Origin of the sequence: Sorangium sp. So ce124 (assembly GCF_051525235.1) — a bacterium.
Classification (GTDB): Bacteria; Myxococcota_A; Polyangia; order Polyangiales; family Polyangiaceae; genus Sorangium; species Sorangium atrum.
On record NZ_CP150312.1, the window covers coordinates 4857025 to 4873965 of the forward strand.

Below are 16941 nucleotides of genomic sequence, written 5' to 3' on the forward strand. Positions count from 1 at the left end.
ACAGCGATGCGAACGGCACCTGTCCCCAACATCCCGGCCATCCCGGGGATGAACCCCGGAGTCTTCGTTCTCGGCGGCGGCGGTGACGGCGGCGGGGCCGGCGGCCGCGGAGGCGGCGCGGGCAAGGACAAGCAAGGCGCGAACGGCAAGAACGGGGGCGACGACGCGTCGGGGGGCGGCAAAGGCGCCTGCGGCTCCGGCCAGAACGGCGGAGCGTGCCCCAACCATCATGGCAAGAAGGGGAGCGGCAAAGGCTCCAAGGGAGACCCTGTCGACATCGTGACAGGGCGTGTCTTCACGATCCCCGTCACCGACGTGCACTTGCCGGGCCCGCTGCCGCTGACGCTGACCCGCAGCTACACGAGCGCCGCGCGCGACCGCGACGTCGGGCTCGGGCGCGGCTGGTACCACTCGTACGCGTGGGAGGTGGAGGTGCACCGCGGCCGGACGAGGCTCTGGACCGGGAACGGCATGTACGTCGACTTCACGCCGATGCGCGTCGGCGAGTCGGCGGTGGGCCCTTCCGGGTGGCTGCTCGTCCGCGGCCAGACAGGCTTCGTGCTCGATCGGGGCGACGGCCGGTGGCTCGTCTTCGAGCACGCGTGGCAAGACCGTTACCTCCTGTCGGCGGAGACCGACTCTCACGACAACCGCATCTCGTTCTTCTACAAGGAAGGTGTCCTGGCGCAGATCGTCGACTCGGTCGGTCGCAGGGTCGAGGTCCGCTCGACGAGGGAAGGGCGCATCGCCTCGTTCGAGGTGAAGAACGCGGCGCACCGGGGCCAGCTCGTCCCGTTCGCGCGGTATCGTTACGACGACGCGGGGGACCTGGTGCTCGCCGAGGACGCGATGGGCGCGGCGACAAGGTACACGTATACGGATCATCTCCTGACGTGCCAGGAGCACCCGACGGGCCTTTGCTTCTACTTCGTCTATGACGGGGAAGGGCGGTGCGTCGAGACCTGGGGCGCGTACCCGGGGCGCGAGGACGAGAGCCTCTCCGCCGACGTCCCGGCGGTGCTCGCCGACGGGATCACGGCCGCCAAGGGAATCTTTCACACGAAGCTCGAGTACGGGCCTCACAACTATGTGGAGGCGGCCGACTCGATCTCGGTCGAGCGCTTCTTCGGAAACGACTTCGGGAGCGTCGACAAGGCGGTCACGGCCGCCGGCGTCTTCTGCCGCACGTACGACGCGTGGGGAAACCTGCTGTCGTTCACCGACGCGACGGGGGCGACGACCCGCTGGGAGCGGGACGCCCGCGGGCGAGAGCTCCGGATTACGGATGCTCTCGGCCGGGTGACCACGTTCGAGCGGGACGCCGACGGGCACATCCGGAGGGCGGTCGATCCTGCCGGGGGCGTCATCGAGACCGGGCGCCTCACGGGCGGGCTCGTGTGGCGCGACGCCATCGGCGCCACCTTCGAGGTGCACTTCGATCGCCGCGGGCTCACCACGCGGACCGTCGCGCCGAACGGTGGGCAGACGCTGTACAGGTACGACGATCACGGGAACCTCATCGAGCGGACCGATCCCACGGGCGCGGTGACGCGGTACACGTACGACTACTGGGGTCGCCGCCAGAGCATGCTCGACGCGTCGGGGGCGATGGTCACCTACGCCTACGACGACGCCGGCCGCCTCCGATCCGAGCGAACGCCGGACGGCGGCGTGACGCGCTACGAGTACGATCCGTCGGGAAACTGCACGTCGATCTGGCACCCGAACGGCCACACCACCACGCACCGCTATGCCGGGTACAACCGCATCGTCGAGACGCGAGAGCCCGACGGGCGGATCAGCAAATATCGATACAACCGCGAGGGGCGCCTCGTCGAGGTGCACAACAGCCACGGAGAGGTGCACCGCATCCGGCTGAACGCCGCCCGGCTCGTCTCGGAGGAGGTCACCTTCGACGGCCGCACCCTTCGTTATCGTTACGACGCGATGGGGCGTGTCGTGCAGTTCGAGAACGGCCTCGGCGAGAAGACCGGGTATGTGTACGATCTCGTCGGTCGCGTCGTGGAGCACCAGTACCCCGACGGCGGCGTCGAGACGTTCGAGTACGACGAGCTGGATTACATCATCGCGGCGCACGGCCCCTCGGGCGACATCTTTTTCGAGCGCAATCTCCTGGGCTGGGTGACGTGTGAGCGGCAGGTGAGCGGCGGCGAGACGTTCTCGGTGGAGACGAAGCACGATCTGATGGGCAATGTCGTCGAGCGAAAGACCTCCCGCGGACACCACCAGACCTGGGTGCGCGACGTCGCCGGCCGCGCGCTGCGGGTGACGCTCGACGGCAACGAGGCGCTCGGCGTCGTCCGCGATGCGCTCGGGCGAGAGACCGCTCGCTATTTGCCCGGCGGCGGCCGTGTGGATGTGGTCTATGACGGGCTCGACCGCATGGTCCAGCGCACCGTGTCTCGCGGGGTCGCAGCCCCTCGGGTGGCCGCGGGGCAGCCCGATTGGGTCGGGGCGCTCCCCCACGACCTCACCGTGCGGCAATCGGTTCATTACACGCCGCAGGGCGATGTCGCCGCGATCGACGACGATCGTTCGGGCGCCGAGCGATGGGAGCACGATCCGCGCGGGCAGGTGCTGGCGCGCACCGACCTCCACGGGCAGGGCGAGCACTTCCGGTACGACGCGGAGGGGAACGTGCGAGAGCTCGGCCCCGGCGCGCCGGCGCGCGAGTACGGGCGCGGCAACGTGCTGCTACGGCGCGGCCCCGTGTCGTACGTATGGGACGGCGACGGGAGGCTGATCAAGCGCCGCGTGGTCATGCCGAGCGGTCAGGAAGCTACGACGAGCTACGAATGGAACGGCGCGGGTCTCCTGAGCGCTGTGGTGCGCCCCGATGGCGTCCGGATCGAGCATGACTATGATCCCTTTGCCCGACGCCTCGAGAAGCGCGTGGTCAGGCGAGACGAGGGCGGGCGCATGGACACGCTGTCCACGACGCGGTTCATCTGGGACGGGGACACGCTCGTTCATGAGATCAAACGCGAGTGGGGCCCGGAGGGCGAGCGGGTCACCCAGGAGAGGACGTACTGCACAGACGAGGAGACGTCGGCGCCGTGGGCGCAGAAGGACGCCAGGAGCGGCGAAGGCGACGCCGTGTCGGCCGAGTGGTATTATTACCTGAACGACCCTGTCGGCCGACCGGAACGCCTGCTCGACGCCGCCGGGAACGTCGCCTGCGAGCTCGACCGCACGGTGTGGGGCGCCGCGCGCCCGCGGGATGGCGCGCGCACGGAGACGCCGCTGCGGTTCCTCGGGCAGTACTACGATGACGAGACGGGCCTCGCGTACAACCGTTATCGCTACTACGACCCCGCGGTAGGACGGTACATCAGCGTCGACCCCGTCGGGCTGCTCGGCGGGCAGAACGGGTTCTCCTATGCGGGGAATCGGCCCACGAAGATGGTGGACCCCACGGGGTTGATGTTCTCGACCACCACGGGGCGGCAGGACGCGAACGGCAATCCGCGGCCTGACATCCAGGGGAAGAGCTCGACCGTCCAGAGCGACGACGACCTCGACCCGGCGCTGAAGGACGCGGTATCGAACGCCCGCGAGAAATTCAGGGACCCTGACAAGCCCGAAAGCGATCCTCGAAACCTGGACGCCGACGGCAAGGTCAAGCCGAAAGCTTCCAGCAAGGCCGGGAGATGCGCCGAGATCGACGGGTTGAACCAGCAGGCCAAGGACATCCGGCAGCGCCTTAGCAAAGATGCGAACGGCAGGGATTGCGAGAAGTGGGCGAAGATGTCCGAGGCCGAGCGGAACGCCCGAGTCCGGAACGAGCTACGCGAGGAGTACCGTCGCGGCGCGAAGATTGAGGCGCACTCGAAGAAAGAGAAACCCAAGAATTCCTCGGAGAAGCCGTGTCCGTTCTGCGCGCAGGTCTTCCGTGAGCTGGGCATCCACCCGGAAAATATCAATGCTGATCCGAACAAGGGTGTGTCCGACGAGGCCAAGAAGAGAGCTGGGCTCACCACGGGTGACGCCGATGGTGGCGTCATGTACAACGGCAAGAAATGGGATCACAAGAAAGACGGCGTCTACGAGCCGGACAGGAACGATCCAGGGAAGAATGTGGCACGGGAGAATCCATCCGCAACCAACGTCGTCCCCAAGCTGAATCCGGACGGCTCGCAGCAGAAGAACTCGCGCGATCCGAACGCGTTCCAGGACGAGCACGGCAATTACAGGCGGCCGGACAAGCCGCCTCCGCCGCCGGACCCGAAGTTCGTACCGCCTGAGCACGACAGCACCGACCCGACCCCGAACCGGAAGAAGAGATGACAGACATCGGCAAAGAAGCTGCCATTTCAGGTTTGCTCACCGGGCTAGAGCGCGCGCCGGGCTCGGTCTGGCACGCCACGCGAGCCCTTCTCGCCTCTCCGGCTGTGGCGGCCTGGCTTCACGGTGAGCCGCGTGCTCCCGCCTCGCCGGCGCAGCGCCCGTGGTCAGCGCTGGAAGCGCTCTGGGCGAGCTCCCGCCCAGGCGAGCGGGTCCTGATAAGGGCTCCCGCGTGCTCTGGCACGAGCTCGCTGCTCGGCGCGTTCTCTCTTCATCTCACGCGGCGAGGGCTGGCCCGCGTGGCGTTCATCCCGATCTCCGTCCACAGCGGCATGTCGGATCCATCGATATGGGTTACCGCGCTGCATGCGCGGCTCGGAGCATTGACTTCCAGGAAGGCGTCCGAGCGCGCGCTCGCCCCGCGCGTGGCAGACGACATCCGACCGATCCTCGACGGTGATGAGATTCCCGAGATGCCGCTGCTGCTCGTTCTCGACGGTGCCCACGAGAACGATGATCCGGCGGTATGGTCGCGCATCGGATGGTCAGCGGGGCTGCCCGGGAACGTCCGCGTGTGGGTGTCTGCGGACAACGATGCCGGTGTCACGGCCGCCCAATGGGGTGAGGTCCTTCATCGGTTGAACGATTGGTCTAATGTCGTCTTGGAGACGCCGCCGGAGTGCTCCGTCGCGGCGTTGCCTGGTGACGTTGACGCAGATACCGTGTGCGTCTTGAGCGCCGCTAGCGGGCCGATCTCAGAGGCAGAGCTGGTCCAGATCGTGGGAGGCGATCAGGCCGAGACCCGAGTGTCTGCCACGTTGCGGAAGCTAGAACCATGGCTCTGTCACATAACGCATGGCGCTGCGTTCCGTCATCGAGCTCTCGGGAAAGACCTTGCTCTGCGCTTGAGCAGCCTGGGCGACGCCCGTGGGCGGGCGCTCTTGACCGGACATGTTCGGGCGACTCTCGATAGCTGCTCCGAAGGGAGCATCGCCCCGGTCGCTCCATCGCAGTACATAATTCGATACGGGGCGATGCACTTCTTGCGACATGATGCCACGGCGGGAGAGCTCGATCGCGTGATCGCCGAGCCGATGCGCGCCGCCTGGGAACCCCTGGACGGCGGTGCGTTCGGCTTTCGTGCGCTCGTCGTTGCCGCGTGGCGGCGAAGCCACGCGGCGTTCTGCGAAGCGACGTCGGAAGCCTCGCGTGGCCCTTGCATGGTGCAGGCGCTGCGGTTGCGAACTATCTTCGAGCAGCTCATCACTTCGTTCCTGCACGCGCTCCCGGACGTGGTTGGCGGTGCCATCCACGAGGGGATCTTTCAACCGGGCGCAGGCATCGAACTCGCCAAGCCGCTGAGCGAGAAAGATAGGCTAAGGCTGTGGCGTGCGGTCCGGCCCGCCGTGTCCGAGGCGGATGTGGTATGGCCAACGCCATTGCTGCACGAAGCAGATCGCGCCGTCGCAGGGAACGAGGCCGCCGGCGCGACCGAGACCCCCTCGGCATACGCGCGAGACCGCAGAGGCTTCGTATTGGGCGAGCTGAAATGGCGCCGTGTCGTGAAAGCGCTCGTGATCGGTGCGCTCCGGCGGATCGCCGAGCGGCTGCGCTTCCCCGCGCGGGAGGAGGTTCTGCTGCTGGCGGCCAGGCGCCTTGCTGGGCTCCGTCCAGAGAGCCGTGCGTTCTGGGCTGCCCTGCTGGCGCCGCTCTACCCCGAGGAGCGCCGCGCCGAGCGACTCGACGACGTGGATGAGCAGATCTCCACCTTGCCAAAGCTCGGAGATCGCCTTGAAGTCTTGACGGAGCGGCTCCTGGGGACCTCAGCGGGAGCGAGCGCGATCGTTCAACGAGCCATGGGATGGCTGCTTTCCTCCGAACGATTTCCGCTCACGGCGCAGCGCTTTCTCTTTCATGTTCCCGAGAGTGAATGGAACCGGCTCGCTCCCGAGGAGGCCCGAGCGCTCGTCCGCCGCTGGCAAGGCGAATCGAGAGGATCCACGGATTCGCTCGGGCCGCTCCGCTGCGGGCGGCTGCCTCCGTGGCTCGCGGCCGAGGTGCAGGATGTTCCCCTCGCGGAGGTGAGAGAGCGGACGGACGTCTCCGACCGCAACTACGTCGCCTCCGAGCTCGTCTCCTTCGTTACAGCGGACGTCCGAGCGGAGCTGGCACGCATGTTCTTCTCGGAGCCGCCAGAGACCTTTCGCGGCGAGGGCCGCGCCATCGAGAACTGGGCGGAATCGGCGACGCTGGAGGAGCTCCGGTACATTCACCAGAAGATGTTGCCGTGCATGGGCTCTCGGATTGACGACGCGCTCGCGGCGCTCTCCCTCCGTGCAGTGAAGCTCGGCGACAGGGACCTTGCGACCAGCTTTTGCGCCGCGATGGAAGGGGACGACGACCGACATCAGGCCGAGTTGGAGATCGCGCTCGTTCTGGGCTCGTTTGCCGACGTGGAGCGCCTCGTGCGTCCGGATCTGGAAGACGAGGAACCATCTGGAATGCTTGAGATGGTAGGGAAGGCGCTGAAGAGCGAGGGGCACGCGGCTCGCTTCGCGGAGCTCGTGCGTGGCGCTGCCCGCGCATCGAACAGGCTGTCCGCGTGGGCGTCTGTGTTCCCGTCGCTCTCCCTGGAAGCGAGGGAGAGCTTGTCCACCGCCGTCGCCGAGACGGTAAAGGAGGCGCTCCGCGAGCCGCCCGAAGAGTCCGACGACTCGCTCTGCAGCATGTTCCCCTGGATGTCGGTGGAGAGCTTGTGCGACGTGTGGCGAGAGCGCGCCTCACCCGAGGCGTGGCGCCCGACGATCGCCGAGATCACGCCTCTCTTCACGTACGATCGACGTTATGACAACGGCGCGTGCCTGGACACGCTCCTCCTGCGTCTGGGAGGTGAAGCCGCGCTCGTGGCCTGGGCCAGGACGCTCGCCGGCCTCGACGACTGGTTTTCGGAGATCGGGCCCGGACCCGAAGAGGGCTGACCCTACGCGTCCGCGGCGATGTGGCCATCGCCGCCTGGGTTACCGATTCAGCTCGTCACTCCCGGACGACGCCCCCTCCGGCCGCGCTGCCGGAGCCCCAGGGACGCCGCGAGCAGCGCTGTCAGCGCGAGGGCACCCCCGGACGGCGCGCGGCTCGCCGAGCGGCAGCTACAACCAGCCGGCTCGCCCGACTCCTCGCCGGAGGTGCCCCCCGACGACGCCTGGGCGGCTGACGTTGAGCTGGGGGACCCTCCACCCGTGGCCGTGCCCGTCGAGGGCGCTCCTCCGGAGCCGGAGCCGGAGCCGGAGCCGACGCTGACGGCACTGCCGTTTCCGCCGCCGACGCCACTGACGCTGCCGTCGCCACCGCCGCTCGTGCTTCCCCCCGTGCCACCCCCGCCGGCGCCCTCGCCCCCGACGGGCGAGAACTGCCAGAAGTTCATGTTGAAGAGGTTCGACCCGCCGCCGGTGAAGACGAGATAGAGATCGTGCACGCCTGCGGCGCCGTCGACCGCACACGACACGTCGCTCCACTTCTGCCAGCCCCCCGTCGCCCCGACCGCGCAGGTGCCCACGAGCTTGCCGTCGCGCGCATCCAGGCGGAGCTCGATGCTGCCCCCCTGCGCGCCGCTCGCGACGCGCGCGCCGAAGCTCTCCGCCCCTTCGCCGAAGTCGACCCCGCGGAGGCGCACCCAGTCTCCGTTGTTGATGAGCGAGAGGTCCATCCCGCCCTCCTCGCAGCGCTCGGTCTCGATACCGCTCTGCGCGTTGAAGGTCTCGGCTTCGACGCGCGCGTAGGGGTCGAGGTTCGCGAGCTGCTTGAGCCCGTCCGTCGTGTAGGTCACCGGCACGATCGAGCCGTCTTCCTTGTAGGTGAACGACTCGATCCCGAGGTTCCGGCGATAGCCCGGGGGCTCGCCGGCGTCGTTGGCGACGGAGCGATTGTGGTAGGCGTGGTACCAGGAGCCGCCGAACTCGAAGATTGCCGCGTGGTTGTTGTTGTTGTTGTTCTTCGGCGGCTGGGGCCCCACCGTGCCGCGGTGGGTGAAGCCGGAGGTGGGCTTCGAGCTCGTGAGGTAGTCGATCCGCATGCCGTTCGCGGGGTTCGTCGAGTACGACAGATAGTAAACGCCGTTCCGCTTGTGCATCCACGAGGCCTCGAAGAAGTACGGGACCGTGATCGTGGAGGCCGAGCCCGAGACGCTCACCATGTCGTTGTTCAGCTTGATGACGCGCGCGTTCTGCTCGCCGTTGCCGCCGAAGTAGAGGTACGCCTGGCCGTCGTCATCGATGAAGACCCCCGGATCGAAGAGCCAGATGTTCTGGCCCGAGGCGCCGGGGGTGCTCGAGGTGATCAGGGCGCTGCCCTTCGCGTCTCTGAACGGTCCGGTCGGGCTGTCGCTCTTGGCGACGCCGATACCTGATCCGTTGTTGGCGAAGTACATGTAGATGTTGCCGTTGCGCTCCACGAGCGAGGGGGCCCACGTGTTGGCCGCCCAGGAGGCGTCGCGGGGCACGCGGATCACTTCCCCGTGGTCGGTCCAGTTCTTCAGGTCGCTGCTCGAGATGGCCACGAACGAGGCCATCTTGTAGCCGTCGTCCGAGCCGTCCTGTTTGACGTTGTCGTCGTCGTTCGAGGCGTAGAGGTAGACCCGCCCGTCGTGCACCAGCGAGGCCGGATCGGCGAGGTAGCGGTGCGAGGCGATGGGGTAATCGGCCAGCGCGGAGGGGCTCGCGACGAGCCCGACCGAGGTGAGCGCGAACCCGCAACAAGCCATTCTCGCCAATGTACGTGAGCGACGCATGTTCACCTTACCTGTTGGTCCAGAGCCCTTGATCACGGCCGCTCGGGCGGCGCTTCGCCCCCGAACTGGTACAGGCGAGGTCCCGAGCGCAGGCTTCCAGGGCGAAGCGAAAGGATATCCCTGGGGGTCAAATGTGAACGTTCACATGGCCGATGTCAATCAAAATCCGGCGCGCGGTGAGCCTCGGCACCTCTCGACGCCGGTGCTGAGCGGCGCCCGACTCGAGCGCGGGTGTCCTCAGCTCGTCGCGCTCTGGTCGATGAGCGCCTGCCACTGCGCCTTGAGCGCCGGATCGGCCTCGAGGCGCTCATGCCAGATCCTGTGCAGCGCGACCCAGCTCTGCGGGGTCAACCCATAGTGGCTCTGGATCTGCGGGATGTGATTCGGATGGTCGCGCAGGTCGGCGCACAGGCGCGCGTACCGCGCGAGGGAGATGCGCTCCACGCGGCGCATCGTCTCGTCGTCCTCCATGCCGGCGTGCACTTGCGCGGCGGGCTCCGCGGGCGTCGGGCTCGCGGACGGCTCGGCGGCGCTTGGCTGGAGGAAGGGCAGGGCCCAGCGCCCCGTTGGGATCTGGGGCGGTTGCGGAGCGATCTCCCCCCTGGCGGGCCTCGATGGCGCGGGTGATTGGCCCGGACGAGCGAAGGGCAGGGCGTTGTCGGCGGGCGGCGAGGGGGTCGGTCGCGAGAACGGCAGGGCGTTGTCGGCGGGCGGCGAGGAGGCCGGGCGAGAGAAGGGCAGGGGATTGGCGGCCGGCGGTGAGGAGGCCGGTCGCGCGAAGGGCAAGGCGTTGTCGGCTGCAGGTACAGGGGCCGGTCGCGAGAAGGGCAGGGGATTGGCGGCCGGCGGCGAGGAGGCCGGGCGAGAGAAGGGCAAGGCGTTGTCGGCTGCAGGCACAGGGGCCGGGCGAGAGAAGGGCAAGGCGTTGTCGGCTGCAGGCACAGGGGCCGGGCGAGAGAAGGGCAGAGCGGCATCGAGCGGAGGCACAGGGGCCGTGCCGGAAAAGGGCAAGGCGTTGTCGGCCGGAGGCACGGGGGCCGCTCGCGAGAAGGGCAGAGCGGCATCGAGCGGAGGCAACGGGGCCGTGCCGGAGAAGGGCAAGGCTCTGTCGGCCCCCAGCGCGCCGACCGTGCCGATGGCCGTCATCGCCATCTCCGGGCTGTCTGCCGGTGACGCAGCTGTGTCTTCGACCGCGGGCGCGCTCGACACGTCTTGACGGAACGGCAGTGCATCCCGGCCCGGGAGAGGCGTCGTGCCGAGGAGCGTCATGCGCGCTCGCGTCGTCGTCGATAGCCGCTCCAGGCTCGGCATGGGCAGCGGCGACGGCACCGCCGGCAGCAGCGACGGCGAAGGCATGACCGGCGGCAACGGCGAAGGCACGGCCGGCGGCAATGGCGAAGGCACGGCCGGCGGCAACGGCGAAGGCACGGCCGGTGGCAACGGGGAGGGCACGGCCGGCGGCAACGGGGAAGGCTGCACGACCCCGGGCAGCGGCGCGGCGGCATTCAGCCTGGCCCAGGGAGATCGCGCAGCCCCCTCGTCGCTCACGCCCGCGGCGGGCGGCGGCGTCGCCCCATCCAGAGGCGCCCCCTGCAGCGGGGCGATGCGCGCAGCAGGCGCCACCGGCATCGGCCCTTCCAGCTTCCTGCGCGCGCCCCGCGCCTTCTCCTCGGCGCGGCGCTTCTGCGCGGCGACGAGCTCCAGGTACCGGCGGCTCGATCGCAGCTGCCCGCGCGCGGCCTGCGCGGCGAGCCTGGACATCCACCGCTCCCGCGCCGCCTCCCACGCGGCGGCCGAGAGCCCCGCTTCGGCGAGCACCTCGTCGCGCGGCAGGCCCGCCTCGAGGGCCCCGGCCACGGCGGCGAGCTCCTCGAGCCGGATCGATCGGACCTCCTCGTCGCGCTCCACCATGTCCACGAACATACCCCCTCATCACCGCCGGCCGGCGCGCCGCGGCGGCCCCGCCGACGTCGCCTCGCGGCCGTCCCGGTTACCTCATCGCCCGCTGAAACCGCGCCATGAGCGCGTCGTCCTCGAGCATCGCCGCGGTCCATCGCTGCTGCGCGCTCAGGTAGTCCTCGAGCGTCAGATCCAGGCGGCTCAGCACCGTCGCCATGTCGGTACCGCGCTTCATCGCGCGAGCCGCTTCGAGGAAACGCTCGAACGACAGATCGCTCTTCGATCGGGCGCGCTGGACCCTCGCGAACGTCTCGGCGAAAGCGACGACGAGCGGCGGCACGCCCGCCTCCTCGCCGTCGTCGTCGTCCGCCTCGGAGAGCCGCGCCTGCCAGGCGTCGTCGAGCGCCTCCCAGCCGGCCTCGTCGAGCCCGTGCGCCGCGAGGAGCGCCGCGCGGTCGGCGCTCGGGTCCGCGAGCCGGGCGGCCAGCGTCGCGTACGCCTCGACGTCGTCGACGCCCTGCGCGCTCTGCGGAGGTTCCTTCATCGTCCGGCCAGGCTACCTCAGCGCGCGTCTTGGGGCCTCCTTCGCGCAGGTGTATTCATGGCGCGTGTCCTTCTCATACCTGCCCTTCGTCGCGCCCGGCGGTCAGGAGGGGCAGCCCTCCGCGCCCGCCGGCACGGACCTGCTCGCCCACGACAAGCTCGAGAACGCGCACGCCGCGCTCCGCCGCGCGGCGCTGTCGCTCGAGCACGACGTCGAACCCGTGACCGACCTGACCGGGCCCGCGCGCGCCCTGGAGCGTGCCCTCGGCGCGATCTACGACGCCTTCGACGGCCGCGCCGAACCCCTCGGCGCGGTGCGCGCCGCCCTGGCGGAGACCGACGACATCGCCGCGCAGATCGGGCAGGCGATCGGGCTCGACGCCGGCTTCGCAGCTGTGGACGAGCTGCTCCGGAGCGCGCGCGGCTGGCTCGAGCAAGCGGCGGCGCGGCTCGCCCTTGTGCCGCCGGCGCCGCCGCTCGACCTGCCGCCGATCCTCGCGAGCCGCGACCGGCCGCGGTTGCACGCGGTCCAGCGGGCGTCGCTCGCGCCGCTCATCAAGGTCCCGGAGCCGCCCCCGGCCGAGCTCGTCGCGAAGCCGCCGCCGCCGATCCCGCCGCCGCGGACGTTCGAGGAGCTCAAGGCCGCCGTCGAGGCGCTGAAGCAGCAGGCGCCCGCGCCCGGCGCGCTGCCCGCGGCGGCGGAGGCGCGGCCGCCCGCGGCGCGCCCGGAGGAGGGAGCTGCGCGCCCCGCGCCGCCGGGCTTCGCGCCGGAGATCGGCGACGCGATCGACGATCTCGCCTTCCTCCGCGCCCGCGCCCGCGAGTGCTTCGAGGAGGTCGCGATGGTCGGCATGCAGCGGGCGCCGCTGCTCGGCGACCCCTTCCGCGGGGCGCTGGTCCTCGAGCGGCGCATGCTCGCGGCCATCGACGTGATCGCGGCGATCGGGGCGCCGGCGCTCGAGCACGTGCCGCGGCTCGTGGCCGACGCGCCCGTGAAGGACGCGAGCGTCGCGTTCGCGAGCGCGATGGTGCTCGGCTGCTTCGCCGGCCGCGACGCGCTCGCCGCGGCCGAGCTCGCGCTGCTCCGGAGCGGCAAGGACAGGGCGTTCATCGACGCGCTGGGCGCTGCGTTGAAGCTCGTCCCGCACGAGCTCCTGCCGCTCGCGCTCCGCAGCCTGCTCCGCGAGCCCGAGCCGCTGGTCCGCGCGATGGCGATCGACGTCCTCGCCTACCGCGGCTTCGCGACCGAGGACGAGCTCGTCGCGGCGGCGTCGGACGACGCGGCCCCCGTGGCGGCGTGCGCGCTCCACCACCTCGGCTGCACGCCGGGCCCCCGCTTGCCCGAGCTGATCCAGCGGGCCCTCGCGGCGCCGGACCCGGCGCTCCGCGAGGCTGCCTGGACGGCCATGGCGCTCTCGGATCACCCGCACGCCCCGCTCGCGCTGCGCGGAGCGCTGGACGAGGCCGACGGCGCGGACACCGCGGCGCTCCTGCTCGCGCTCGCGGGCGACGACGCCGACGCGCGGCTCCTCGCCTCGCGCGCCGCCGAGGCGCCGCGCCGCGGGCTGATCTTCGCGGTGGGCTGGGCCGGCGCGGCCGCCGCGGTGCCGCTGCTCATCGACCTGCTCGAGCGCGACGTCGACGGGGACGTGAAGCTCGCCGCGGCCTACGCGCTGGAGCGGATCACCGGCGCGGGGATGTGGGACGAGGTCGCGGTGGCGGACGAGGAGATCTTCGTCGCCGATCCGCCCGAGCCCGACGTGGGCGAGCCTCGCGAGCTCAAGCTCGCGCAGCTGGTCAGCGATCCCAACGACCTGCCCGAGGCGCCGGCGCCGGAGATGGAGGAGCAGCCCACGGTGGACGCCGCGCGCTGGCGGGCCTTCTGGCGCGAGCGCTGCCAGGGCTGGGACATGAGCGCGCGCTACCGCCGCGGGCGCCCCTACACACCCGACGTCGTGCTCGACGAGCTGGACACGGGGCGGGTCACCCCGGGCGAGCGCCGGCTGCTCCAGCGCGAGCTGATCATCCGCACCGGGCACTTCGTGCGCTTCGATCCGCACGACTTCGTGGTGGCGCAGGAGGAGGCGATCCAGGCATGGCGGCCGATCGCGGCGCGCGCGTCCGGCGCCCCGGGCCGCTGGACGCGGCCCCGCCGGCGCGTAGGGTAAACGGCGCGTCGGCGCTCGGACGCACGCGAGCCGAGCCGAGCGCGAAGAGGGGCGCGGTGCCCCGCCAGGGGGGATGCATGGAGCGACGCGGACTTCGGAGGAGCGGCTGGCGGCTGGTCATCTCGGCCTGGGCGCTCGGCGCCGCGCTGAGCGCGCCGCCCTCGGCGAGGGCCCAGTCCAAGGAGGAGCTCGCGGAGGCGCGGGCGCTCTTCCAGGAGGGGGTCGCGCTCAGCGCGGCGAACCATTGCGCCGCGGCGCTCGTGAAGTTCCAGGCGGTCGCGGGCGTGCGGCGGACGCCGCAGGTGCTGTTCAACATCGCGGAGTGCGAGGCGCGGCTCGGCAAGCTCGTCTCGGCGCTCGGCAACTACCGCGTCGCCGCGGCCGCGGCGGACGGGGACCCCCGGGCGAACGACGTGAGCGCGAACGTCGGCGCGCGGATCGAGGACCTCGAGGCGCGCATCCCGAGGCTCGCGATCCGCCGCGGCGCGGGGGCGCTCACCGCCACGATCCTGCTCGACGGCGCCGCGCTCGGCGCCTCGGAGATGAGCGCCGACATCCCGGTCGATCCAGGGCCCCACGTCATCTCGGCCCGGGTCGGCGATCGCGAGGCGGCGCGGGAGACCGTCACGCTCGAGGAGCGGGACGCGAAGACCGTGGAGATCGCGCTCGCCGATCCGCCGGCGGCGCCGCGGCCGGCGGGCGCGTCACCGGAAGGCGCGCCCGCGGAGGTGCCGCCGAGGGCCGCGATGGAGGGCCTGCCGGCGACGCGTCCATCGAAGGCGCCGGGCCTCGCCGTCCTCGGCGCCGGGATCGCGAGCGGGGCGGTGGGGGCGGTCTTCCTCGGCCTCCGCGCCGGCACGCTGAGCGATCTCGACGCGCTGTGCGGCGGCGACAGGAGCTGCCCTCCTTCCGCCAGGCCCGTGGCCGATCGAGGCCGGCTCTACACGGGCGTCGCCGAGGCGGCGATCGGGCTCGGTGTCGTCGGCGTCGCCGCGGGGATCACCCTGCTCGTGATGAGCGGCAGCGCGGCCGCGCCTGACGCGGGCGGCCGCGCAGCCGCCGCTGCGGCCGGGCGGCGCGCCCGCGCGGGCGTCCGCCGCGCGGAGGTCCTGCCGCAGGCGCCTGGCGCCGACCTCGCGGGGCTCAGCGTCGCCGGCAGCTTCTGAGGCCGGGCGCCCTCCGGGCCAGCGGGCGTGTCAGGTGCGGCAGCAGAACGTCCGTGGGCTCGCGCCGCGGGCCTCTCCGCGGGGCGTGCCGCCGCTCGGCAGGCACGCGCCGCCGGTGGGCGCGCCGAGCGACGTCACCTTGCGGCCCACGACGGAGGGGTTGTCCTCGAGGTCCTTGCAGCTGCCCGCAGGCAGCTCCGTCACCCGCATCGAGCAGGTGTGCAGCTGCGCGTCGGAGTAGAGGGCGACGGTCGTCGGGCACGTCCCGCCCGAAGGCGCGCCGCACGCGCAGTCGTCGTCGCAGCCGCGGCTGTCCTCGACGTCGGTGTAGAAGACATGCCGCTCCGTGTAGGGGCCCGGCGGGCAGATTGCGTCGCCGTCCCTGGCGATGCAGAGGCCGCCCTCGAACGGCGCGGCTGGCTTCGGCGCGCAGACCTGGCCGAGGTTGCAGCCCCGGCCGAGCGGCTCGGCCGCGGCGCACGCGCGGCCGAGGCGAGTCCACCTGGGGTCCGGCCTCTGCACCTGCACGGCGCTCGGCGCGCACGCGCCGCCGGAGGCCGCGAGCGGGCTCACGCTGACCGAGACGGCGCACGGCGCGCCGGTGGTCGCCGAGCACTCCGTGTTGCTGCTCGGCCCGCAGGTCAGCCTGTCGCTGAAGACTCCATCGGGGCCTCTGCACACCTGGGCCTCCCAGCCGGGCGTCTCGAGCGGGAAGAGGCAGTGCGGCTCCGATCCGCAAGGCGCGTCCGCGACGGTGATCGTGATCCCGTCCGCCGGATCGCAGCCTTGCCCCTCCGCGGGACCGCACGAGCACGCGCAGCTCGCCGGCGGCGCGGTCAGGCCGCGGTTGCCGACGAACGGCGGCCCCGCGGCGAACTCGGGTGGGCAGCCCGGATCCATCGCGGGCTCGCCGTCGAACAGCGCGAAGTAGCCGCTCCAGCCCTCCGGCACGGCCGCCGTGCACGCGAAGTCGCCGCACGCGGGATCGGCGCAGTCGATCCGGCCGTCGCCGTCGTCGTCGGCGCCGTTCGCGCAGTCCTCTGCCCCGTCCCCGCTGGAGCTGCGGCTGGCGCTCCCGGAAGGTTCGGGCTCATCGAAGGTGTACTCGGGGTACAGACAGGCGGCGGGAGCGGCCAGGGCGCCTGCGGCGCCGAGCCCGATGCAGGCCGTGAGGCGCGCTCCCCGGCCGACGAGAAAAGAGCCCACCGAACCACCTCCGTGACAGGTGGCCGCGCAGCGCCCGTTCGCGCTCGTGCCCCCGCCCGGAGGATATCGCGCCGCGCGGCGTGAGCCACGAGCGCCGCTCGAGCGACGTAAGCTACGCGGCTACTTCTTGGCGGGCGCGGCAGGCTTCGCCGGGGCGGCGGGCGGCGCGCCCTTGGCCGGCGGCGCGCCCTTCGCGGGCGGCGCTTCGCCGGCCTGCCCGCTGTTGTACAGCTGGATCGCGCGATCGGTGAGCTCGAGATCGGCGCGGTAGTAGGGCACGGCCGACTTGTCGAGGATGAGGTCGTAGCCCTCCTGCGCCGCGAGGCGCCGGAGGAGGCCGAGCACCTTCTGCAGCATCGGCGTCGTGAGCTCGCTCTCCTTGCGCTGCATCTCGCGCTGGGCGTCGAGCGTCGTCGCCTGGAACTCGGCGGCCTGGCGCTGCCAGGTCTCGAACCTGCGCTGGAGGACGTCCTTCGGCGTCTTGCCCGCCTGGGCCTCCTTGTCGAGCTTGTCCCGCTCGTCGTCGAGCGCCCGGCGCTTCGTGTCGAGCTCCACCTGGCGGCTGTCGAACAGCTTCTTGAGCGTCGCCTGGACGCGGAGCCCTTCCTCGGTCTCCAGCATGGCGCGGCGCACATCGACGACGGCGATCTTCGACTGCGCGGACGCGGGCGTGGGCGACAGCAGCGCCGCGCTGCCGAGCGCCGCGGCCGCGAGCAGCGGCAGGACGCGCGCCGTGAGCCGCCGGCCCGAGGTCGGGCGGGCTGCCAGCGGAGCACCCTGGGTCGCGCCGGCCGGACGCGCAGGGGTGGAGAACGTGGAACAGCGCGCGACGAGCCGCTCAGGAGCGTTGTTTCGCATCGCGGATGGCCTT

At 71.3% G+C, this 16941-nt stretch carries 9 protein-coding genes; 4 read left to right on the forward strand and 5 right to left on the reverse strand.

Annotated features, from left to right (window positions below; translation table 11 throughout):
- Positions 1-6 precede the first annotated feature (6 nt).
- Positions 7-4308, forward strand: coding sequence for an RHS repeat-associated core domain-containing protein (locus WMF19_RS18220; RefSeq protein ID WP_437900257.1), 4302 nt, complete (start codon positions 7-9; stop codon positions 4306-4308).
- A gap of 296 nt (positions 4309-4604) precedes the next feature.
- On the forward strand, positions 4605-7283 hold the full coding sequence (locus tag WMF19_RS18225; protein WP_437900258.1) for a hypothetical protein: 2679 nt from the start codon (positions 4605-4607) through the stop codon (positions 7281-7283).
- A gap of 47 nt (positions 7284-7330) precedes the next feature.
- Here the strand turns inward: WMF19_RS18225 and WMF19_RS18230 are convergent, their stop codons facing one another.
- The 3 genes from WMF19_RS18230 to WMF19_RS18240 all read right to left on the reverse strand — a co-directional run bounded on the left by WMF19_RS18230 (position 7331) and on the right by WMF19_RS18240 (position 11531).
- Complete coding sequence (locus tag WMF19_RS18230) at positions 7331-9061, reverse strand: glycoside hydrolase family 43 protein (protein ID WP_437900259.1); 1731 nt, start codon at positions 9059-9061, stop codon at positions 7331-7333.
- Positions 9062-9325: 264 nt separating this feature from the next.
- On the reverse strand, positions 9326-11011 hold the full coding sequence (locus WMF19_RS18235) for a hypothetical protein (RefSeq protein ID WP_437900260.1): 1686 nt from the start codon (positions 11009-11011) through the stop codon (positions 9326-9328).
- A gap of 67 nt (positions 11012-11078) precedes the next feature.
- Positions 11079-11531 carry a hypothetical protein gene (locus WMF19_RS18240; protein ID WP_437900261.1) on the reverse strand — a complete coding sequence of 151 codons (453 nt, stop codon included), beginning with the start codon at positions 11529-11531 and terminating at the stop codon, positions 11079-11081.
- 64 nt (positions 11532-11595) lie between these two features.
- On the opposite strand from WMF19_RS18240, the gene WMF19_RS18245 reads away from it, so the two are divergent.
- Positions 11596-13698: a hypothetical protein gene (locus WMF19_RS18245; protein ID WP_437900262.1), complete on the forward strand. Its 2103-nt coding sequence runs from the start codon at positions 11596-11598 to the stop codon at positions 13696-13698.
- A gap of 77 nt (positions 13699-13775) precedes the next feature.
- Positions 13776-14864 carry a PEGA domain-containing protein gene (locus WMF19_RS18250; protein ID WP_437900263.1) on the forward strand — a complete coding sequence of 363 codons (1089 nt, stop codon included), beginning with the start codon at positions 13776-13778 and terminating at the stop codon, positions 14862-14864.
- Between the two features lie 30 nt (positions 14865-14894).
- On the opposite strand, the gene WMF19_RS18255 is transcribed toward WMF19_RS18250, so the two are convergent.
- Both WMF19_RS18255 and WMF19_RS18260 read right to left on the reverse strand, forming a co-directional pair.
- Positions 14895-16070, reverse strand: coding sequence for a hypothetical protein (locus tag WMF19_RS18255; protein WP_437900264.1), 1176 nt, complete (start codon positions 16068-16070; stop codon positions 14895-14897).
- Positions 16071-16190: 120 nt separating this feature from the next.
- A complete protein-coding gene (locus WMF19_RS18260) occupies positions 16191-16928 on the reverse strand; it encodes an OmpH family outer membrane protein (protein WP_437900265.1) in 738 nt (245 codons plus the stop codon).
- Positions 16929-16941 lie beyond the last annotated feature (13 nt).

Excerpts from the sequence above, each read along its gene's own strand:
- WMF19_RS18220 (WP_437900257.1), top strand. The coding sequence starts at position 7 with ATGCGAACGGCACCTGTCCCCAACATCCCGGCCATCCCGGGGATGAAC.
- WMF19_RS18230 (WP_437900259.1), bottom strand. The coding sequence starts at position 9,061 with ATGGCTTGTTGCGGGTTCGCGCTCACCTCGGTCGGGCTCGTCGCGAGC.
- WMF19_RS18235 (WP_437900260.1), bottom strand. The coding sequence starts at position 11,011 with ATGTTCGTGGACATGGTGGAGCGCGACGAGGAGGTCCGATCGATCCGG.
- WMF19_RS18240 (WP_437900261.1), bottom strand. The coding sequence starts at position 11,531 with ATGAAGGAACCTCCGCAGAGCGCGCAGGGCGTCGACGACGTCGAGGCG.
- WMF19_RS18250 (WP_437900263.1), top strand. The coding sequence starts at position 13,776 with ATGGAGCGACGCGGACTTCGGAGGAGCGGCTGGCGGCTGGTCATCTCG.
- WMF19_RS18260 (WP_437900265.1), bottom strand. The coding sequence starts at position 16,928 with ATGCGAAACAACGCTCCTGAGCGGCTCGTCGCGCGCTGTTCCACGTTC.